The following is an 18,821-nucleotide window of genomic DNA, read 5'->3' as shown; positions in this document are numbered from 1 at the left end:
GCGGGTTTTGTTTTTACTCTTCCCAGAGCGTGGCCTGAATAGCCTGCCAGCTGTCCTTACTCGGCGCAGCCAATATGCCCCCGCCGATATGCGACGGATGATAATCGCTACCGTCCCAACGGGCGAGATGGCCGCCTGCTTCCTGATGGATCAGTGCGCCGGGCAGATGGTCCCAGGGCATCAGCTTGTTATAGACCGCGAAATGCGCGCCGCCGGTCGCGAGAATGCGATAGTCATGCGCTGCACAGCGATAGCCGATCTGCGACAGGAATTTCGTATGATTGCGCGCAAGACGGGACCGCAGCGGTTCCGCCGTGTACTGCCACGAGATCGTGCCTGTCATCTGGTCGATAGCGGCGGGCGCTGCAACGCGGACCTTGCGCGTGCTGCCATTGGCATGGCGAATATAGCTGCCGCTGCCCTTTGTGGCCGTGATCCAGTCATTGCCGACCGGATCGTGGATGATGCCGGCAACGGTCTCGCCTTTCGACACGACCGCTAGCATAACACCGAACAGCGGTACGCCGGATGCAAAATTGAACGTGCCGTCCACCGGATCAATGGTGAAAGCAAAATCGGCATCGCCGAGTCCATCGAGCAAGGCTGGATTGTCGGAGCACGCTTCCTCGCCCACAATCATCGCATCGGGATAGCGTTCTTTCAGCTTTGCGGTGATAAAGCGCTCTGCATTGACGTCGGCTTCCGTCACCAGATCGGCGGGGGACGTTTTCTGCCGGATATCGTCCGCGTCGAGCGTGCGGAAACGCGGCATGATTTCTTGCTGGGCAGCTTCTGCCAGAAGATCGGCAAGCCAGTCGATCTGGCCTTCATCAAAGCGCACTGTCATTCCCTTCATTCTTCTCGTCCTGCGGACCAGCCATCAGGCCCGCGAAATCGAACAGCTTGCGGTCCAGAAGATGGCTCGGGCGCACATTGGTCATGGCGCGGATCATCGTGTCCTTACGGCCCGGCATGCGCTTTTCAATATCCGTCAGCATGGCCTTCATGGCATTGCGCTGAAGCCCTTCCTGGCTACCGCACAGGTCGCAGGGAATGATCGGAAACTGCATGGAGGTTGCAAATTTTTCCAGATCGTCTTCCGCCGCATAAGCCAGCGGGCGGAACACCATCAGATCGCCTTCGTCGTTCAGAAGCTTCGGCGGCATGGCGGCAAGGCGTCCGCCATGAAACAGGTTCATGAAGAAGGTTTCGAGAATATCCTCGCGATGATGGCCGAGAACGATGGCCGAGCAGCCCTCCTCGCGCGCAATGCGATAGAGATTTCCGCGACGAAGGCGCGAACAGAGCGAGCAATAGGTGCTGTTCTCTGGTAGCTTGTCCGTCACAATGGAATAGGTGTCCTGATATTCGATGCGATGCTCGATGCCATAGCGGTTCAGGAAATCCGGCAGAATGTGCTTTGGAAAATTCGGCTGTCCCTGATCCAGATTGACCGCGAGCAGTTCGACCGGTAGCAGGCCGCGCCATTTAAGATCGAGCAGCAGCGCCAGCAGGCCATAGGAATCCTTGCCGCCGGAAAGACAGATCATCCAGCGCTCGCCGGGCTTCACCATAGCAAAGTCTTCGATAGCCTGACGCGTCAGACGTAGAAGGCGCTTGCGCAGCTTGTTGAATTCGACCGTGGCGGGCACGTCGCGAAACAGCGGATGGCAACCGTCTCCGCCGGTCTCTTCCGAGATACCGGGCAAATTATCTGGCGCAATATTCGGATCGAAAGCGTTCATGGCTCTTCTCGGATGCTGTCTGGTATAGCGCTTTACATACAGAAAAGCCGCCCATGGGGAAACCATGGACGGCCATTTCTTTGCGATAAGTGGCGCCCGAAGGCGACCAGATTAACGCGAGTAGAATTCGACCACGAGGTTCGGTTCCATCTGGACGGCGTAAGGCACATCCGTCAGGGTCGGAACGCGGGCGTAGGTCGCAACCATCTTATTGTGATCAACTTCGATGTAGTCCGGCACATCGCGTTCTGCGAGCTGAACAGCTTCGAGAACAACAACCAGCTGCTTCGACTTTTCGCGAACTTCAACAACGTCACCGGCCTTCAGGCGGTAGGACTGGATGTTGACGCGACGGCCGTTCACGTTCACGTGACCGTGGTTGATGAACTGGCGTGCAGCGAAGATCGTCGGAACGAACTTTGCGCGGTACACAACAGCATCCAGACGTGATTCGAGAAGACCGATCAGGTTTTCACCCGTGTCGCCCTTGCGGCGAGCGGCTTCGTCATAGGTCTTGCGGAACTGCTTTTCCGAGATATCGCCGTAGAAACCCTTGAGCTTCTGCTTGGCGCGCAGCTGCACACCGAAGTCCGAGAGCTTGCCCTTGCGGCGCTGGCCGTGCTGACCCGGGCCATATTCACGACGGTTAACCGGGGACTTCGGGCGGCCCCAGATGTTTTCGCCAAGACGGCGATCAATCTTATACTTTGCGGATTCGCGCTTGCTCATCGCATTTCCTTCAAAAAGTTAGTGCGCCATACGGCGCAGACAGGAAACGCGCCCTCCTCTGCCCTCCGTTTTCGAGGACTGACAGGATGAAGCGCGCGAGCGCAATCTTCATCCACGGGACACGTCAAATGAAACGCCAGCGCGTTAAAGCGCCAGCGATGGCGGGCTTTTAGTCATGTGCATGTCATCTTGTCAAGTTCGAACGCTTGCCAAAGCCCAGATAACCGGGCGTTTAAAGCGCTTTTCGCCGTCTTTTGCAACATATTGCCATCAAGCGTGAAGGAACGCGGCTTCTCTTTGCGGCATTATGCAGTCGGGGCTGTAGAAAATGAGGTATTCATTGGTGTTGCTGGTCCTACCCCGTTTCCTATCCCGTAGAAATTCAACTGCCGCTGTTCTCCTCCTCAGTTTCCTCGGTTTTACGGGAGAAACGGCTCTTTATCCTCAGCCCGCACAGGCGCAAAACTTCATCGAAAAAATCCTGAAGCGCGATGCGCAAAAGGCAAAGCAACAGCGCAAGCGCCTGTCGGCCAACCCGCAAAAGAAACGGCAGGAAAGAAAGCCGCCAGCCCGGCAGGATAAAGCTCCGACTAAACCTGCACCACAGTCAGCATTGCCTGTTGTCGTTCCTGTTCCAACACCGGCACCCAGACCAGCGCCTGCTCCCGAACCGAAGACCGAGGCAGAGCCCGCCGTCATCATTCCGCCTGAAAAGCCCACCCCGCCACAACAGGCGGAGCCAGAACAGCCGCAGCCTTCAAAACCTGCCGCTGATGGACGCGTCTATCAGGTGGCGTGCCCCGCGCTGATTTCCGGCGAAGTAGAGGGCAAACTTCTGACACCCATCGAAGACGGCGCGCAATGCGGTCTCCATTCGCCGCTCTCACTGACGGCAATCGGCAAGAATGAGCCGCTCAAGCTTGCCAATCCCGTCACGACGAACTGCGCCATGGCGGTGACACTCGCCCAATGGAGCAACGACGTTAAAAACGCAGCACAGGATATCTACGGCAAGGATATCAAGATTACCCAGATCGGCACCGGCTCTGATTATCAATGCCGCAAGGTGAATGGCGCATCCACAGGCCGCGTGTCGGAACATGCCTTTGGCAATGCGCTCGACATCATGTCCTTCACATTCTCGGACGGCAGCAAGACGCAGCTGGAAAGCGGCTGGAATGGCGCCGACAAGGAAAAGGCCTTCTGGCGCGCTGTGCACGGCGCAAGCTGCAAGCTTTTCATGACCGTCATCGGCCCGGATGGCGATGCGGCGCACCGCACCAACATGCATCTTGATCAGGGATGCCACGGCAAAAGCTGCACGGCCCGGATATGCCAGTGAGAAAAGTGCATAACCGCCCGGAATTCATAAAAAAATCCAAATCCGGTTTCTAGTTTGATGCGGTATTATCGATTCCAGAACGGGTCCGCCTGTGACAGAATCACTGGAACCGCTCTCTTTGCCTATTTTGCAGGGTTTCCGAAAAGGATATGGGGCATGCAATTGACCAAAATTATACTTTCCACCCTTTGCGCCATCGGCTTTGTGACCGCCGCTCACGCGGACGCTGTTCCGAAGCGCTCGAAAGATTTTACGGGTAATTACCAGACATTGGTCAAGGACCAGCAGGCCTCGCCACAGGTGGCCGATTGTGTGGCCAGCGGTTATGATCTGGTGAAAAAGGACAAGAAATACGACCGTCTAGGCTTCACAAAAGACGATATTTCGTCGGCCACAACCAATGACACATCATCGAAGTTCAGCGCCAAGGACCCGCGCAAGGTCTCAGCCGTCATCTCGGTGCCGGGCGAAGCGCGTATCAAGAGCACGGGCTATAAATGGGATGGCGTCAATCTGCGTTGCGGCATCACCAATGGTAAGCTGACGGCCATCGAACTGGTTCAAACGAAAGCCGCACAATAATTTGATCGGCAACAGCCACACAGAACCGAGCACCTGATCCCAAGTCAGGTGTTCTTTTTGTCGTCGACATGCTGAGGCAGACCGTTGCGCTTGGTCTCGGCGAATTCTTCCAGTTCTTTCTCGCTCATCGATTCGTACATCTCTTTCGATGCGCCGATTAACTCGCTGACCTTGATCTCGCCGCGCTTGGCCGCCAACGCAGCACCGGCAGCCTTTTGCTGGGCTTGAGATTTTGCAGGCATGAACTCTTCTCCTTTTGCGCCGCCCCAAGGCCAACGCGACGGATAGAAATCAGTTCCCGCCGCTAGTCCTGCTCGCTGTCGAAACGAGAGCGCGCACTGCGTAGCGACGCCCGGTTTGCAACCGCCCATTGCCCCAAACTGTCGATAGGCCCCGCCAGCGAATGACCAAGCTCGGTCAGCGAATATTCGACTTCCGGTGGTGAAGTCGGTCGTACATGGCGCGAAACCAGCCCGTCGCGTTCGAGCGAACGCAGCGTGACCGTCAGCATACGCTGCGAGATTCCTTCAATTTCTCGCCGTAAGGCATTGAAACGCATGGAACCGCTCTGCAAGCTGAAGATAACAAGAATGCTCCACGTGTCGCCAACCCGGTCGAGCACATCACGGATCGGGCAAGAACCCTTGCCGTCCGTCTCAAAGGCCGGTGTGGAAGACAAAAGCGGCGTCTTGGCGTCTGGTCGTGTCGGTATCGTCATAGTCACTCTTATCACATACTCGCTTGTTGGGATCAAACCGGATGCTTGCGTCTGCCCTTCCGCCAAGCCCATGGGCTAACAACCCCACACGTCCAAACGTCCTTATCTTGCCTTTTGGACGGTTACTTCCATGTTTCCTACCCATGTAGAAGTGCGTTCTTCACAAGCCCGGTAGCCTGACATATGTAGTTACCAGAAATAACCTGATTATGAAACATACCTTAAATGGCTGAACTACAAAAGCGTAAGGAAGGAACTGGAATGGCTAAAATCGCACTGATTGGCGCAACGGGTTTTGTTGGCGCAGCAATCTTGAAGGAAGCCGCATCGCGCGGCCATCATGTTACGGCGCTGGTACGCCACCCGGAAAAGGTGGAAAAGCTTGCCAACGTGACCGCCGTGAAAACGGACGTGTACGACACGGATGCGCTCGCCAGCCAGCTTTCAGGACATGACATCATCATTTCCGCATTCAATCCCGGCTGGGGCGACACGAATATTCGTGAAAACCACATCAAGGGCAGCCGCTCGATCAACGAGGCAGCCAAGAAGGCAGGCGTCAAGCGTCTAATCGCGGTCGGTGGTGCTGGTAGCCTGTCGATCAACGGCCAGCAACTTGTCGATTCCGCCGAATTCCCGGCAGAATGGAAAGAAGGTGCTCTGGGCGCCCGCGAAGCGCTGAACGAGCTGCGCAAGGAAAGTGGCCTCGACTGGACCTTCGTGTCGCCAGCGATCATTCTTCAGCCGGGTGAACGCACGGGCAAATATCGTCTTGGCGGTGACGAGCCCGTTTTCAACGACAAGGGCGAAAGCACTATTTCGGTCGCTGATCTGGCTGTCGCTATCGTCGATGAGGCCGAACAGGGCAAGCATATCGGCAAGCGTTTCACCGCAGCCTATTGATTACTGCTTCTTGATCGCATTTCTGCTTTAAAAGCAAAGCCGGACGGTAAATGCCATCCGGCTTTAGAGCGCATCCCGAAAAGTGTGAAACGGTTTTCGGAACAAGATGCGCGTTAAAACAAAGAGTTAGAGCGCCGATCTGATCCAATCAGATCGAAACGCGCTTTAACGTATCAAAACAACCTGCGGAGACCGTATGGAACTCGGAATCTATACTTTTGGCGATCTTGGTCCAGACGTGGAAACCGGAAAGCCGATCGCCCCGCAACAGCGTATCAGCAATCTGATCGAGGAAATCGAGCTGGCCGATCAGGTGGGGCTCGATGTCTTCGGCCTTGGCGAACACCATCGGCCCGATTATTCGGTATCCGCACCCGCCGTTGTTCTGGCTGCTGCGGCCTCGCGCACTAAAAACATCCGGCTGACGAGCGCAGTCACCGTCTTGTCGTCCGACGATCCCGTGCGCGTTTACCAGCAGTTTTCGACGCTGGACCTGATCTCGAATGGACGCGCTGAAATCATGGCCGGACGTGGTTCGTTCATCGAATCCTTCCCGCTCTTCGGGTACAATCTCGACGATTACGACACGCTTTTTGCCGAAAAACTCGATCTGCTTCTAACGATCCGCGACAACGAACGCGTGAGCTGGACCGGGACGACGCGCGCAGCCATTGACGGGCGTGGTGTCTATCCCCGTGGCGTGCAGGAACAGCTGCCCATATGGCTCGCCGTTGGCGGTACGCCAGCTTCCGTCGGTCGCGCCGCCCTGCTCGGATTACCATTGGCTCTCGCCATTATCGGCGGCTACCCGGAACGGTTTGCCCAGCTGACCGATTTTTATCGTGAAGCTGGCGTAAAAGCGGATCATGCGCCGGAAAAGCTCAAAATTGGAATCAATTCGCATGGCTATGTGGCTGAAAACGCTCAACAAGCAGCGGATGAATTCTATCCGTCCTATTCACAAGTCATGGCAAAGCTTGGCCGGGAACGCGGCTGGCCGCCAACCACGCGAGAGCAATTCGACGCAATGCGCGAACCGCGTGGATCTCTTCTGGTGGGCAGTCCGCAGCAGGTCATCGACAAGATTCTCGCCCAACACAGCTACTTCAAGCACGACCGCTTTTTGTTCCAGACAGCGCTCGGCAATCTGCCGCATAAATATACGATGAAATCGATTGAGCTGTTCGGCACCAAGGTTGCGCCGGAAGTTCGCAAAGCGCTCGGCGTGGTATCCGCGACATGAAAAAAGCCCGGTGTCGCGACCGGACTTTTTTTAAACCAGTTCCACGTCCACGACGCCCTGAATGGCTTTCATTGCGCTCGCAATCTGCGGGCTGACGCGATAACGGTGGGGTAGTTCGATTTCAACTTCGCGCTGCCCATTGTCCTTGATGACGATGAGACTGACCTGTCCGTCGCCGCGCGTGTTGAAATGCGGCGCGATATGGCGAATCGCTTCCGCCGAGCGCAGATAAAGCCGCAGCGCCTTCTGCATGCGGCAGGCCTCGTCTTCCAGCGATTGCACGGTCTGGATGCGCAAGCCGATACCTTCCGGGCGATCCTCCGCCTGCACCGTGATCACCACCGATTTGCCGCTTTCCAGAAGATCGCGATATTGCGCGAGCCCTTCCGAAAACAGCACGGCTTCAAACTGGCCGCTGGCATCCGACAACTGAACAATGCCCATCTTGTTGCCGGTGCGGGTCTTGCGCTCCTGACGCGCCGTCACCGTGCCCGCCAGACGCCCGGCATTGGCGCCGCGCTTCACCGCAGCCGAGAAATCAGCCCAGCTTTGCACGCGCATACGATCCAGAACCGCGCGATATTCATCGAGCGGATGCGCCGACAGATAGAAGCCGACCGCCTGAAACTCTCGATGCAGCATTTCCGACGGCAGCCAAGGTGCGGCCTGCGGCAGAATAAGCTGTTCCTTCGGCGCACCGGACAGGCCGAAAATATCGGACTGGCCGCTGGCGGCATTTTCCTGCGTGCGCTGGGCGAAGCCCATGATGCGGTCCATGCCTGCGCTCATTGCCGGGCGTTCGCGCTTGAAGCAATCCATCGCGCCCGCATTGATCAGGCTTTCCAGCACGCGACGATTAACGATCCTCGGATCAATCCGCTCGCAGAAATCCTCAAGGCTTTCAAACGGCTTCTGGGCGCGCACATCCACAATATGGTCGACAGCAGCTTCACCGACGCCCTTGATGGCAGCCAGTGAATAGAAAATCTGCTTCTCGCCCACTTCAAACGGACGGAACGAGGTCATGACCGAAGGCGGCACGACCTCGATCCCCAGACGATTCGCTTCGCGGCGGAAATCGTTGAGCTTGTCGGTGTTCGACATATCGTAGGTCATCGACGCGGCCAGAAATTCGACCGGGTAATGCGCCTTCATATAGGCTGTCTGATAGGAAACGATGGCATAGGCCGCCGCGTGTGACTTGTTGAAGCCGTAATCGGCAAACTTGGCAAGCAGATCAAAGATCATATTCGCCTGAGCCTTGTCGACGCCGCCATCAATAGCGCCCGAGACGAAACGGACGCGTTGCTTGTCCATTTCCTCGCGAATCTTCTTACCCATGGCGCGACGCAGAAGGTCAGCTTCGCCGAGCGAGTAGCCCGACAGCACCTGTGCGATCTGCATCACCTGTTCCTGATAAACGATAACGCCTTGCGTTTCCTTGATCAGGTGATCGATCTTCGGGTGAATGGAAGCGATTTCCTCTTCACCATTCTTGCGCGCATTATAGGTCGGGATGTTCTCCATCGGACCGGGACGATAGAGCGCGACGAGCGCAATAATGTCCTCGATCCGGTCAGGACGCATGCCGAGCAGCGCTTTACGCATGCCAGCACTTTCAACCTGAAACACTCCGACGGTTTCGCCGCGCGACAGCATTTCATAGGTCAGCTCATCGTCGAACGGCAGCCGGGTCAGATCGATGTCGATCCCCTTGCGCGCTACGAGCTTGACCGCCGTTTCCAGCACCGTCAGCGTCTTGAGCCCGAGAAAGTCGAACTTGACCAGTCCAGCTTGCTCCACCCACTTCATATTGAACTGGGTGACTGGCATATCGGAACGCGGGTCGCGATACATCGGCACCAGTTCCGACAGCGGACGGTCGCCGATCACGATACCGGCGGCGTGGGTCGAAGCGTGGCGATAGAGACCTTCCAGCTTGAGCGCCATATCGAGAAGCCGCCCAACGACCGGTTCCTTCTCGCGTTCCTCGGTGATCTTCGGCTCGGTTTCGATGGCCTGCGCCAGCGACACCGGATTGGCTGGATTTTGCGGCACCAGCTTGCAGAGCCGATCCACTTGCCCATAGGGCATTTCGAGAACGCGGCCGACGTCGCGCAACACGGCGCGCGCCTGAAGCGTACCGAAGGTTATGATCTGGGCGACCTGATCACGCCCGTATTTCTCCTGCACATAGCGGATCACCTCTTCGCGGCGATCCTGACAGAAGTCGATATCGAAGTCGGGCATCGATACGCGGTCCGGATTGAGGAAGCGTTCAAACAGCAGCGAGAAGCGCAGCGGATCGACGTCCGTAATCGTCAGGGCATAAGCGACGAGCGAACCCGCACCCGAACCACGGCCCGGCCCGACCGGAATGCCATGCGCCTTGGCCCATTTGATGAAGTCCGCAACGATCAGGAAGTAGCCGGGGAACTTCATGCGGGTGATGATGCCGATCTCATATTCGAGACGTTCGGCATATTGTTCCGGCGTATAGCCTTCGGCAAGGCCCACGCTTTCCAGCCGCATCTGCAAGCCCTCACGGGCCTGACGTGCAAGTTCTTCTGCTTCCGCAGCGACAGCGGCTTCAGGATCGTCGGATTCACCCGTGAAGCGTGGCAGAATTGGAGCGCGGGTTTGCGTGTACCAACTGCAACGCTCCGCTATCTCAATCGTGTTGTCCAGCGCCTCGGGCAAGTCGGCAAACAGCGCCGCCATTTCGGCGCGGCTTTTCAGATAATGATCCGGCGTCAGGCGGCGGCGATCATCATTGGAAAGGATCTGCCCCTCGGCGATGGCCAGCAGCGCATCATGGGCTTCGTAATCCTCCGCCTTGAGGAAGAACGCCTCATTGGTGGCCACCAGAGGCAATTCCATCTCATAGGCTAGCGCAACAGTCTTGGCTTCCAGAGCACGGTCATAGCCCGCATAACGCTGTAACTCGACATAAAGCCGATTGCCGAATGTCTCATGCAGGAACGCCAGACGCGATTGCGCCCGGTCTGGCCGGTCTGCCGCAAAAGAGCGACCGATTGGCCCGAGCGGCCCGCCTGACAGGACGATGACGTCCTTGGCCAGTGCTGGCAGCCAGCCTGCATCTATATGGACCGGATCGCCCGCAGGCGTATCCAGAAACGAGCGGCTGACCAGCCGCACGATATTCGCGTAGCCCTCTTCCGTCGAAGCAAGCAGGACGAGAGGAGCCAGATCAAGCGCGAGCCTGCGATTGATACTGCGCCCATTGTCGTTGTGGTCGCCGAAGGCAACATCGACCTGACAGCCGATGATCGGCTGCACACCATCCTTCGATGCCTTCTGCGCAAATTCGAGTGCACCAAACAGATTGTTGGTGTCCGTTATCGCGATGGCCGGCGCTTCGTCGGCAATCGCCTGTTTGATGACCTTGCCGAGCGGCAATGCGCCCTCGAGCAAGGAATAGGCCGAATGAACACGCAGATGCACAAAACGCGGCGTGGAAACGCTTCCACTGGCTGCATTGTCTGCTGCTGCATCATTCATTCTATTCACCCTGATCAAACCGAACCGTGCGGGTGGACATACACCCGTTTCATAGGACCGCCTACTGAAATGCTGCTGGTCGCCGGCGACTCTGTCGCCTGAGGCTTTCAGTTTCAGGGAATGTCCCGGCGATGTCCAGAGAGACAGCCGCCGGTATCGAAAGGGTACACAAGAGAACCCTCAAAAGCGCGTTACTTCGAGCCGGTTCATACGGCGAACTTCAGTGATCGCACTCCAAGCTTTGTTACGCATATCAGTGTCCAAAACAGGTTTTCCGCTTTGGATGATATGCTTCAGTCACTTCAGATCGCGCTGACCCAGATGGCGAAGGTTGCAATAAACAGGCTGACGGAGACGAATGACAAAACGTCGTGGACGAGATCGGTCATGTGGAAAACTCCTCTTTGTTCACGTATGTTTATTTTTTGTTCTATTTTTGTTCCAAAGTCAACACCCTGTTTGAGTCGCCAGTTACATTAGGGTTTACGAATAATAAACGCGCAACCGCAGGCGGTATCACGCGCCTGCGGTTTCAATGGCTTAACGATGGAGAAAGTTGGCCGTCTTACAGATCGACGACCTTGCCGTCCTGCAAGGTCACGCGCCGGTCCATGCGGCGGGCCAATTCGTGATTATGCGTGGCGATCAGCGCCGCCAGACCGGACTGGCGCACAAGCGCCTCCAGTGCCCCGAACACATAGGAGGACGTCGTCGGGTCGAGATTGCCGGTCGGCTCGTCGGCTAAAAGCACAAGCGGCGCATTGGCGACGGCGCGCGCAATAGCGACACGCTGCTGCTCACCACCGGAAAGCTCGGCGGGACGATGCGAAGCGCGCTTGCCGATCTTCATATATTCGAGCAATTGCTGTGCGCGTTCCGATGCGGCCTTCTTGGTCAGGCCACGGATCATCTGCGGCATCATCACATTTTCCAGCGCTGAAAACTCCGGCAGCAAATGGTGGAACTGATAGACGAAGCCGATATCGTTACGACGCACCGCCGTACGGTCGTCATCCGAGAGCGCGCTGCAGGAGCGACCGTCGAGAAAGACATCGCCATTGTCCGGGCGTTCCAGAAGCCCAGCCGTGTGCAAAAGCGTGGACTTACCGGCACCGGACGGGGCGACGAGCGCCACCATCTCGCCGCGACGCAGCGTGAAATCGGCGTCTTTGAGGATAACCAGTTCGCGGTCGACTTCCTTATAGGCGCGACTGACCTTCTCCAGCCGCAGAATAATTTCAGCCGCCATTATTCGTACCTCAATGCTTCGACCGGATCGAGCTTGGCAGCGCGCCAGGCTGGGAAAATGGTGGCGATAAAGGAAAGCACCAGTGCCATGACGATGACGGAAATCGTCTCGCCAGGGTCCATCTTTGCTGGCAGCTGGCTCAGGAAATAGAGCTCCGGATTGAACAGCGTCGTTCCCGAAAGCCACGAGAAGAACTCACGCAACCGTTCGACATTCAGGCACACCACCACGCCGAGCACCACACCGGCGACCGTGCCGGTCACGCCGATGGCTGCACCCGTCATCAGGAATATGCGCATCACCGCGCCGCGTGTCGCGCCCATGGTGCGCAGAATAGCGATATCATGCCCCTTGTCCTTCACCAGCATGATGAGACCGGAGATGATATTGAGCGCCGCGACCAGAACGATCAGCGTCAGGATCATGAACATGACATTGCGCTCGACTTCCAGCGCCGAGAAGAAAGTCTGGTTGCGCTGGCGCCAGTCAACAAGTGTCAGCTGGCGACCTGCCGCCTCTTCCACCGGCGCGCGCATCGCATCCACCTTGTCGGGATTTTCGACAAAGATTTCGAGCGACTGCACCTTGCCTTCCTGATTGAAGAAAAGCTGCGCCTCGGAAAGCGGCATCATCACGATGGAATTGTCATATTCCGACATGCCGATCTCGAAGATCGCGACAATCGGATAGGCTTTTACGCGCGGATTAACACCAAACGGGGTCACATCGCCATCGGGAGAAATCACCCGCAGCGTATCTCCGATGGAAAGCCCCAGATTTTCAGCCATGCGCGTGCCGATGGCGACACCGCCGCTCTGGTCGAAGCCTTGCAGTGTGCCCTGGCGGATATTGCCCGATACAAGCTTCAGCTTGTCGAGGTCTTCCTCGCGCAGACCACGGATCAGCGCTCCATTGCCCGCACCGATGGTGCCCTGCACGAGAGCCTGTCCTTCCACCACCGGAATAGCGAATTTGATGCCGGAAATGCCGTCGATACGCTTGATCAGGTCAGCATAATCATCCAGCGGACGATCAATCGGCTGCATGATCAGATGGCCATTGATGCCGAGAATGCGCGTCAAAAGCTCGGCGCGAAAGCCGTTCATCACCGCCATAACGATGATGAGGGTCGCCACGCCCAGCATGATGCCGGTGAAAGAAAACCCGGCAATAACCGATATGAATGTTTCACGGCGGCGCGCACGCAGATATCGCCACGCGATCATCCGTTCGAAGGCCGAAAAAGGGCCGGACTTCGGCGGCTTCACAGCTGCCTTGGCCTGCCCTTCGGACTTTGCTGCCGCCGCGCCGCTCATGCTTCAGCCGTCAGCATGTTGATGGCGGCTTCCACCGTCAGATTCTGGCGTTCGCCGGTCTTGCGGTCCTTGACTTCAACCTCACCAGCGGCAACGCCGCGCGGACCGACGATCACCTGGGTCGGCAGGCCGATCAGGTCCATGGTGGCGAATTTTGCACCGGGACGGTCATCCGTATCGTCCAGCAGCGGATCGATACCGGCATTGGTCAGTGCGTCGTAGAGCTTCTCGCTGACGCTATCGCAGCCTTCGTCGCCGGGCTTCATGTTCACGATGCCTGCGCCGAACGGTGCAATCGCCTTTGGCCAGATGATGCCCGCATCGTCGTGGAAGGCTTCGATAGCAGCCGCCACCAGACGCGACGGGCCGATCCCGTAGGAGCCCATAGACACCAGATGTTCCTTGCCGTCCGGGCCCTGCACTTTCGCGCCCATCGGTTCGGAATATTTTGTGCCGAAATGGAAGATGTGACCGACTTCAATGCCGCGCGCCGAAACCTGATCATCAGCCTTGACCTTGGCCCAATCGGCTTCGTCATGCATTTCGTCGGTTGCCGCGTAGGGCGTTGTCCAGCGATTGACGATATCGGTCAGCTGCGCATCGTTGCGGAAATCCGTATCCGCGCCTGGCACGGCCAGATCGAGATAGGCCTTGTCGCAATAGACCTGGCTTTCGCCGGTTTCAGCCAGAATTATGAATTCGTGAGACAGATCGCCGCCGATCGGGCCGGTGTCGGCGCGCATCGGGATCGCCTGCAGACCGACGCGCGCAAACGTGCGCAGGTAGGAGACGAACATGCGGTAATAGGCCATCTTCGCGCCCTCATAATCGAGGTCGAACGAATAGGCGTCCTTCATCAGAAACTCGCGTGAGCGCATCACGCCGAAACGCGGGCGGACTTCGTCGCGGAATTTCCACTGGATATGATAGAGGTTAAGCGGCAGATCCTTGTAGGAGCGCACATAGGAACGGAAAATATCCGTGACCATCTCTTCATTGGTCGGGCCGAAGAGCATTTCGCGCTCCTGACGGTCCTGAATGCGTAGCATTTCCTTGCCGTAAGCGTCGTAGCGCCCGCTTTCACGCCACAGATCGGCGGACTGGATGGTCGGCATCAGGATTTCGTTGGCGCCAGCGCGGTTCTGCTCTTCACGGATGATATCGCAGACCTTGTTCAGCACCTTCAGCCCAATCGGAAGCCAGGAATAGATGCCTGCCGACTGCTGGCGGATCATGCCCGAACGCAGCATAAGCCTATGAGAGACGATTTCCGCCTCTTTAGGATTTTCCTTCAGAATGGGCAAAAAATACCGCGACAAACGCATCGTAACCACCGATCCAGAGAGAATGCCTGCTTGCTTCAAGAATCAGGCAAAAATTAAGCATATTTGAAGGTTTCTTATCGGGTTATGCTTGCGTTGAAAACCCGCCTGAAAAAGCTTTGCGCGGAGCGGTTTTCACCATCCACAGGCGCGACAGGCAGGTAAAACGCCCAAAGCCACAAAACACCGCCTCCGAATTCACATTCAATTTCAATATATTACAGATATATCATTAGCTTTTAGGAAAATTCACGAAAGAATTATGACGCAGAAGAAGATTTTTCGTGACAAAAGCTGTGCAGTTCGCTATTTTTTTCATCATAAGAGCAACAACGGAATAAAACCGTTGTTTTCACGCGGTCAAAGTCTTGGGAGGATGGATCCAGGCGCGAGCTACGCAGCCGCCAGTAACATGGAAACGGATCGAACGCGTATTTTATTAGCAAGGCGAAAGCCTTGCTTTTTTTTTGCATTTGCATTGATCGCGACCCTCGCCGTCAGCTTCCCGAAAAGCCGCGCAATAACCCATTGAATTTGTGTGATTTATAGACCTGCTTTTGCAGGCGACTATTTGCAATATGTTGCCAAAGTAAAACTAGTTTTATTCTTCGGCGCATATCGCGACCAGAGCGAACGAGGACCGAAGCGTGAAATTCCTTTAGTCCCTTATAATTCAGCACCTTACGATAAGATCATAAGTTTTTGATTCAGAGCGTATTTCCCAGCAGTCTGTTTTGCGCATAAAAGAAAGACTGCCTAAAAATGAGGCAGCCTTGGATTTCTCATTCTGTTTTCGTAAATGCGATTACGTCAAATCCGGGAAAAAATGCGGAATGTCGTCCAGACCAAAACCGCTGATCTGCGTCACATAATAATAGACAGCGAAGATAAGCGTGGCGACAAAAGTGGTACGCAGAAAGGCGCGACCGATGCGCGGTGTTGCCGGAGCGCTGGCCACCGTGCCAAGCGTAACATTATTTTCCTCAGCCTGTGTGCGCAGGCCGACCGGCAGCAGCGCAAAAAGCGACGTCCACCAGATAATGAAATAGATCGCAATGCCGGACATGATGGACATGATTACACTTCCTCCAGCTCAATCAGCGTGCCGTTGAAGTCTTTCGGGTGCAGAAACAGGACCGGCTTGCCATGGGCGCCGGTCTTCGGCTCTCCATCGCCGAGAATACGTGCGCCTTCCGCCTTGAGCTTATCCCGCGCTGCGATAATGTCCTCCACCTCATAGCAGAGATGGTGCACACCACCGGACGGGTTCTTTTCGAGGAAGGCTGCAATGGGTGATCCCTCACCCAAAGGCTCCAGCAGCTCGATTTTCGTGTTGCCGACGTCGATGAAAACCACGGTCACACCGTGTTCCGGCAAGGCCTGCGGTGCGCCGACATTTGCAGCCAGTTTGCCACGATAAAGCGCGGACGCAGCCTCGATATCCGGAACGGCAATCGCGACATGGTTCAAACGTTCGAGCATCAGCACCTCCCTTGCTGCATATTTATAGCGTGACGGTCAGCGTATCCTATTCACGAATACGGTCACCACAGGCTTTTTGCCCCACGTCTGATTTGCCGCAGCGCGCACCGCGCGGCGCGCGGATTCACGCACCAGCTCGACATCCTTGCGGCGGACGCGGGGAATGCTATCGACGGCCTCGACGACCGCATCGAGCAGGATGTCTTCCATCAACTCGCCCTGACCGTCTTCTTCCGGCAGACCAAATGTCACCAGATCGGGTTCGTCGAGAAGCTTGTGGTCGCGGTCCAGCAGGATGGAAACGGCGACATGGCCGACATAAGCGAGCTTGCGGCGCTCGACCATGCCGATCTCTTCCTCGTCACCGATAAGCTTGCCGTCCTTGTAGATACGGCCAATCGGCGCTTCGTCGATAATTTCGGCCTTGCCGGGGGCAAGACGCAGCACGTCGCCATTGCGGATCTGGGCGACCTGCCCGATCCCTTCCATCGCGCCAAGCGAGCCCTGCGCCACCAGATGCGCAGCTTCGCCATGCACCGGAACGAGAATTTGCGGGCGAACCCAGGAATACATACGCTTTAATTCGCTGCGACGCGGATGGCCGGAGACGTGCACCAATGCATCATCGTCGCCGATGATCTTGATGCCCCGGTCGATCAGGCAGTTCTTGATGTCGAGAATGGCTTTTTCGTTGCCCGGAATGGCGCGCGACGAATAAATGACCGTATCGCCCGGCGACAGGGCCAGACTGCGCATTTCATCGCGGGCCAGCTTGGCAAGTGCTGCACGCGGCTCGCCCTGACTGCCGGTCAGGATCATCACCACGTTTTCACGCGGAATATAGCCGTAATCCTCTTCGCTCAGATATTCCGGCAGGCCTTCCATATAGCCAAGCTCGGTCGCGACAGAAATCGCGCGCTTCATCGAGCGACCGACGACCAGAACCTGACGGCCCGCATCGCGCGCCGCCTCCGTGATGGAGCGTATGCGGCCCACATTGGAAGAAAAGGTGGTGATCGCCACGCGTCCACGCGCATTCTCGATCAGCTCGCGCAGGCTTTCACCGACCTGACGTTCCGACGGGGATTCACCCTCGCGCATGGCATTGGTGGAATCGCAGATCAGCGCCAAAACACCGGCATCGCCAATGGCGCGGAAGCGCGCTTCATCGATGACCGGGCCGAGCGAAGGTTCCGGGTCCATCTTCCAATCGCCGGTGTGAACGACAGTGCCAAGCGGCGTCGTGATCGCCAGCGACACAGGTTCCGGGATCGAGTGCGTGACAGCGACCGCTTCAACCTTAAACGGGCCAACTTCGAACTTTTCACCAGCCTTGTAGACCGTGACCGGAATTTCCGGCGCGCTGATCTCGGACTGGCGCTTGGCTTCCAGCAGACCGGCGGTGAACGGCGTCGCATAGACTGGAACCTTCAGGCGCGGCCACAGATCGAGCAGCGCACCAAAATGGTCTTCATGCGCGTGGGTGATGATGATACCGCGCACATTGTTCTTTTCCGCTTCAAGATAGCGAATATCCGGCAGGATAAGGTCGGCACCCGGCTGTTCCGGCCCGGCAAAGCTCACGCCCATGTCGACGACCAGCCATTCGCGATTATCCGCAGGTCCAAAGCCGTACATAGCGAGATTCATGCCGATTTCGCCCACGCCGCCGAGCGGCAGAAAGACGAGTTCCGGGTTATTGGATCGGGCCATGAAATTTCCTCTGTAATTATACCCTGCTTATAAAGTGGAACCGGATCAGTTTGCACTTCGGGAAGACATGCTTTCGCCGCATCCACTGAACCTAAATGGCTTTAGTTGCAACCCCGGCAAGATAAAAGAAAGCTGTTATTTACGCAGTGTTGCTGCCGTTCCGAAATAAACATCGCCCGCTGTGACCGTAATGCGCGCGCCGTCATTGTCGCGGATCACGAAACGGCAGGCTTCATCGATGGTCTCGAACCGGCCTTCGATGACCTTGCCTTCAACCTGCATCGTGACATTTCCACCAAGACCATGCGCCCGCTCCAGCCAGCGTTTGCGGATCGTATCCAGCCCGCGTCCCTCGTCCCAGACACGATAATTGACCGACCACGCATCGGAAAGAGCGGCAAACAATGTCTCGGCATCGCACTTGCTGCCAAGCGCCTGCAGCGACGTGGCGGCGTATGGCAGATCGTCGGGAAAGGCCACGATGTTGGTGCCGATGCCGATGGCAATCGCAAAGCTATCCTTGGCGAGAATTGATGATTCCAGCAGAATGCCCGACAGTTTCGCACCATCCAGCAGCACATCATTCGGCCATTTCAGGCCGATCTTCGGCGGCACGGCTGGTCCGGTTGCTGCAAAAGCCGCTTCCAGCGCATCGGCCAGCGACAGGCCCGCAACGAAACCGAGCGTTGCCGCCGTTTTCAATTCGTAGGATTCGATCAGGAGAAGTGTGGAGGCCAGATTACCTTCCGAAGTAGACCAGGCGCGACCGCGTCTTCCGCGTCCACTTTCCTGCCTCTTCGAGACAAGCCAGAGCTTGCCCGGATCACCGCCAGCTGCTCGTTCCAGAGCCACCGCGTTTGTGGAGCCTACCGTCTCGAAAACCTCGAGACGGTAGCCAGCATTTTCGGCGACAGGCGAAAGCGCAAAATGCATTCGATCACCTGTCACAGTTTAC

The 18,821-nt window shown here is 56.8% G+C and carries 18 protein-coding genes; 5 read left to right on the top strand and 13 right to left on the bottom strand.

The annotated features are described in order from the left end of the window. Nucleotides 1-13: 13 nt before the first annotated feature. The 3 genes from ABWW11_RS05940 to rpsD all read right to left on the bottom strand — a co-directional run bounded on the left by ABWW11_RS05940 (nucleotide 14) and on the right by rpsD (nucleotide 2,474). Nucleotides 14-841 carry an inositol monophosphatase family protein gene (locus tag ABWW11_RS05940; RefSeq protein WP_121536294.1) on the bottom strand — a complete coding sequence of 276 codons (828 nt, stop codon included), beginning with the start codon at nucleotides 839-841 and terminating at the stop codon, nucleotides 14-16. Continuing rightward, nucleotides 831-1,745: a tRNA 2-thiocytidine(32) synthetase TtcA gene (ttcA, locus tag ABWW11_RS05935; RefSeq protein ID WP_121535872.1), complete on the bottom strand. Its 915-nt coding sequence runs from the start codon at nucleotides 1,743-1,745 to the stop codon at nucleotides 831-833. The genes ABWW11_RS05940 and ttcA overlap by 11 nt, the downstream gene beginning before the upstream one ends. A gap of 111 nt (nucleotides 1,746-1,856) precedes the next feature. Beyond that, on the bottom strand, nucleotides 1,857-2,474 hold the full coding sequence (gene rpsD, locus ABWW11_RS05930) for a 30S ribosomal protein S4 (protein ID WP_121535869.1): 618 nt from the start codon (nucleotides 2,472-2,474) through the stop codon (nucleotides 1,857-1,859). A 328-nt stretch (nucleotides 2,475-2,802) separates the two neighbouring features. Between rpsD and ABWW11_RS05925 the strand changes: the two genes are divergently transcribed. Together ABWW11_RS05925 and bspC are read left to right on the top strand one after the other, a co-directional pair. Further along, the gene (locus ABWW11_RS05925; protein ID WP_319080315.1) at nucleotides 2,803-3,816 is read left to right on the top strand and encodes an extensin-like domain-containing protein; all 1,014 of its coding nucleotides are present in this window, start codon (nucleotides 2,803-2,805) and stop codon (nucleotides 3,814-3,816) included. Between the two features lie 156 nt (nucleotides 3,817-3,972). Then, nucleotides 3,973-4,398, top strand: a complete 426-nt coding sequence (gene bspC / locus ABWW11_RS05920; protein WP_121535863.1) for a type IV secretion system effector BspC — start codon at nucleotides 3,973-3,975, stop codon at nucleotides 4,396-4,398. Between the two features lie 44 nt (nucleotides 4,399-4,442). On the opposite strand, the gene ABWW11_RS05915 is transcribed toward bspC, so the two are convergent. Together ABWW11_RS05915 and ABWW11_RS05910 are read right to left on the bottom strand one after the other, a co-directional pair. Continuing rightward, complete coding sequence (locus ABWW11_RS05915; protein WP_121535860.1) at nucleotides 4,443-4,640, bottom strand: DUF3008 family protein; 198 nt, start codon at nucleotides 4,638-4,640, stop codon at nucleotides 4,443-4,445. Between the two features lie 62 nt (nucleotides 4,641-4,702). Further along, nucleotides 4,703-5,116 carry a winged helix-turn-helix transcriptional regulator gene (locus ABWW11_RS05910; RefSeq protein WP_121535857.1) on the bottom strand — a complete coding sequence of 138 codons (414 nt, stop codon included), beginning with the start codon at nucleotides 5,114-5,116 and terminating at the stop codon, nucleotides 4,703-4,705. 261 nt (nucleotides 5,117-5,377) lie between these two features. Between ABWW11_RS05910 and ABWW11_RS05905 the strand changes: the two genes are divergently transcribed. Next, on the top strand, nucleotides 5,378-6,019 hold the full coding sequence (locus ABWW11_RS05905; RefSeq protein WP_109368813.1) for an NAD(P)-dependent oxidoreductase: 642 nt from the start codon (nucleotides 5,378-5,380) through the stop codon (nucleotides 6,017-6,019). A 196-nt stretch (nucleotides 6,020-6,215) separates the two neighbouring features. After that, complete coding sequence (locus tag ABWW11_RS05900; RefSeq protein WP_121535854.1) at nucleotides 6,216-7,262, top strand: LLM class flavin-dependent oxidoreductase; 1,047 nt, start codon at nucleotides 6,216-6,218, stop codon at nucleotides 7,260-7,262. A 30-nt stretch (nucleotides 7,263-7,292) separates the two neighbouring features. Here ABWW11_RS05900 and dnaE read toward each other — a convergent pair whose 3' ends face one another. From dnaE to proS, 4 genes are all read right to left on the bottom strand, one after another. Continuing rightward, the gene (dnaE, locus tag ABWW11_RS05895) at nucleotides 7,293-10,784 is read right to left on the bottom strand and encodes a DNA polymerase III subunit alpha (RefSeq protein WP_121535851.1); all 3,492 of its coding nucleotides are present in this window, start codon (nucleotides 10,782-10,784) and stop codon (nucleotides 7,293-7,295) included. Nucleotides 10,785-11,349: 565 nt separating this feature from the next. Beyond that, on the bottom strand, nucleotides 11,350-12,033 hold the full coding sequence (locus ABWW11_RS05890; RefSeq protein WP_109368810.1) for an ABC transporter ATP-binding protein: 684 nt from the start codon (nucleotides 12,031-12,033) through the stop codon (nucleotides 11,350-11,352). Then, on the bottom strand, nucleotides 12,033-13,349 hold the full coding sequence (locus ABWW11_RS05885) for a lipoprotein-releasing ABC transporter permease subunit (protein ID WP_121535848.1): 1,317 nt from the start codon (nucleotides 13,347-13,349) through the stop codon (nucleotides 12,033-12,035). Before ABWW11_RS05885 ends, ABWW11_RS05890 begins: the two co-directional genes overlap by 1 nt. Next, nucleotides 13,346-14,674 (bottom strand): proline--tRNA ligase, encoded by a 1,329-nt coding sequence (gene proS / locus ABWW11_RS05880; protein WP_121535845.1) that lies wholly within the window; start codon nucleotides 14,672-14,674, stop codon nucleotides 13,346-13,348. The genes ABWW11_RS05885 and proS overlap by 4 nt, the downstream gene beginning before the upstream one ends. 259 nt (nucleotides 14,675-14,933) lie before the next feature. Here proS and ABWW11_RS05875 point away from each other — a divergent pair, with 259 nt between their 5' ends. Continuing rightward, nucleotides 14,934-15,203, top strand: coding sequence for a hypothetical protein (locus tag ABWW11_RS05875; RefSeq protein WP_167836025.1), 270 nt, complete (start codon nucleotides 14,934-14,936; stop codon nucleotides 15,201-15,203). Between the two features lie 273 nt (nucleotides 15,204-15,476). Here the strand turns inward: ABWW11_RS05875 and ABWW11_RS05870 are convergent, their stop codons facing one another. From ABWW11_RS05870 to ABWW11_RS05855, 4 genes are all read right to left on the bottom strand, one after another. Then, nucleotides 15,477-15,746, bottom strand: coding sequence for a DUF1467 family protein (locus tag ABWW11_RS05870; protein ID WP_121535842.1), 270 nt, complete (start codon nucleotides 15,744-15,746; stop codon nucleotides 15,477-15,479). A gap of 2 nt (nucleotides 15,747-15,748) precedes the next feature. Further along, entirely contained in the window at nucleotides 15,749-16,153 is a 405-nt protein-coding gene (gene mce, locus ABWW11_RS05865; RefSeq protein ID WP_121535839.1) for a methylmalonyl-CoA epimerase, read from the bottom strand. Nucleotides 16,154-16,189: 36 nt separating this feature from the next. Continuing rightward, on the bottom strand, nucleotides 16,190-17,866 hold the full coding sequence (locus ABWW11_RS05860) for a ribonuclease J (protein WP_121535835.1): 1,677 nt from the start codon (nucleotides 17,864-17,866) through the stop codon (nucleotides 16,190-16,192). A gap of 135 nt (nucleotides 17,867-18,001) precedes the next feature. Next, nucleotides 18,002-18,799, bottom strand: a complete 798-nt coding sequence (locus ABWW11_RS05855; protein WP_121535832.1) for a biotin--[acetyl-CoA-carboxylase] ligase — start codon at nucleotides 18,797-18,799, stop codon at nucleotides 18,002-18,004. Nucleotides 18,800-18,821 lie beyond the last annotated feature (22 nt).

Origin of the sequence: Brucella sp. NBRC 113783, from assembly GCF_040372265.1 — a bacterium.
GTDB lineage: Bacteria > Pseudomonadota > Alphaproteobacteria > Rhizobiales > Rhizobiaceae > Brucella > Brucella teleogrylli.
This window is presented reverse-complemented; position numbering and strand designations above follow the sequence as displayed.

What these genes read in the sequence shown, in the direction of transcription:
- ttcA (WP_121535872.1), bottom strand. Translation starts at nt 1,745, where the DNA reads ATGAACGCTTTCGATCCGAATATTGCGCCAGATAATTTGCCCGGTATC.
- rpsD (WP_121535869.1), bottom strand. Translation starts at nt 2,474, where the DNA reads ATGAGCAAGCGCGAATCCGCAAAGTATAAGATTGATCGCCGTCTTGGC.
- ABWW11_RS05925 (WP_319080315.1), top strand. Translation starts at nt 2,803, where the DNA reads ATGAGGTATTCATTGGTGTTGCTGGTCCTACCCCGTTTCCTATCCCGT.
- bspC (WP_121535863.1), top strand. Translation starts at nt 3,973, where the DNA reads ATGCAATTGACCAAAATTATACTTTCCACCCTTTGCGCCATCGGCTTT.
- ABWW11_RS05915 (WP_121535860.1), bottom strand. Translation starts at nt 4,640, where the DNA reads ATGCCTGCAAAATCTCAAGCCCAGCAAAAGGCTGCCGGTGCTGCGTTG.
- ABWW11_RS05910 (WP_121535857.1), bottom strand. Translation starts at nt 5,116, where the DNA reads ATGACGATACCGACACGACCAGACGCCAAGACGCCGCTTTTGTCTTCC.
- ABWW11_RS05905 (WP_109368813.1), top strand. Translation starts at nt 5,378, where the DNA reads ATGGCTAAAATCGCACTGATTGGCGCAACGGGTTTTGTTGGCGCAGCA.
- ABWW11_RS05900 (WP_121535854.1), top strand. Translation starts at nt 6,216, where the DNA reads ATGGAACTCGGAATCTATACTTTTGGCGATCTTGGTCCAGACGTGGAA.
- dnaE (WP_121535851.1), bottom strand. Translation starts at nt 10,784, where the DNA reads ATGAATGATGCAGCAGCAGACAATGCAGCCAGTGGAAGCGTTTCCACG.
- ABWW11_RS05890 (WP_109368810.1), bottom strand. Translation starts at nt 12,033, where the DNA reads ATGGCGGCTGAAATTATTCTGCGGCTGGAGAAGGTCAGTCGCGCCTAT.
- ABWW11_RS05885 (WP_121535848.1), bottom strand. Translation starts at nt 13,349, where the DNA reads ATGAGCGGCGCGGCGGCAGCAAAGTCCGAAGGGCAGGCCAAGGCAGCT.
- proS (WP_121535845.1), bottom strand. Translation starts at nt 14,674, where the DNA reads ATGCGTTTGTCGCGGTATTTTTTGCCCATTCTGAAGGAAAATCCTAAA.
- ABWW11_RS05875 (WP_167836025.1), top strand. Translation starts at nt 14,934, where the DNA reads ATGACGCAGAAGAAGATTTTTCGTGACAAAAGCTGTGCAGTTCGCTAT.
- ABWW11_RS05870 (WP_121535842.1), bottom strand. Translation starts at nt 15,746, where the DNA reads ATGTCCATCATGTCCGGCATTGCGATCTATTTCATTATCTGGTGGACG.
- mce (WP_121535839.1), bottom strand. Translation starts at nt 16,153, where the DNA reads ATGCTCGAACGTTTGAACCATGTCGCGATTGCCGTTCCGGATATCGAG.
- ABWW11_RS05860 (WP_121535835.1), bottom strand. Translation starts at nt 17,866, where the DNA reads ATGGCCCGATCCAATAACCCGGAACTCGTCTTTCTGCCGCTCGGCGGC.
- ABWW11_RS05855 (WP_121535832.1), bottom strand. Translation starts at nt 18,799, where the DNA reads ATGCATTTTGCGCTTTCGCCTGTCGCCGAAAATGCTGGCTACCGTCTC.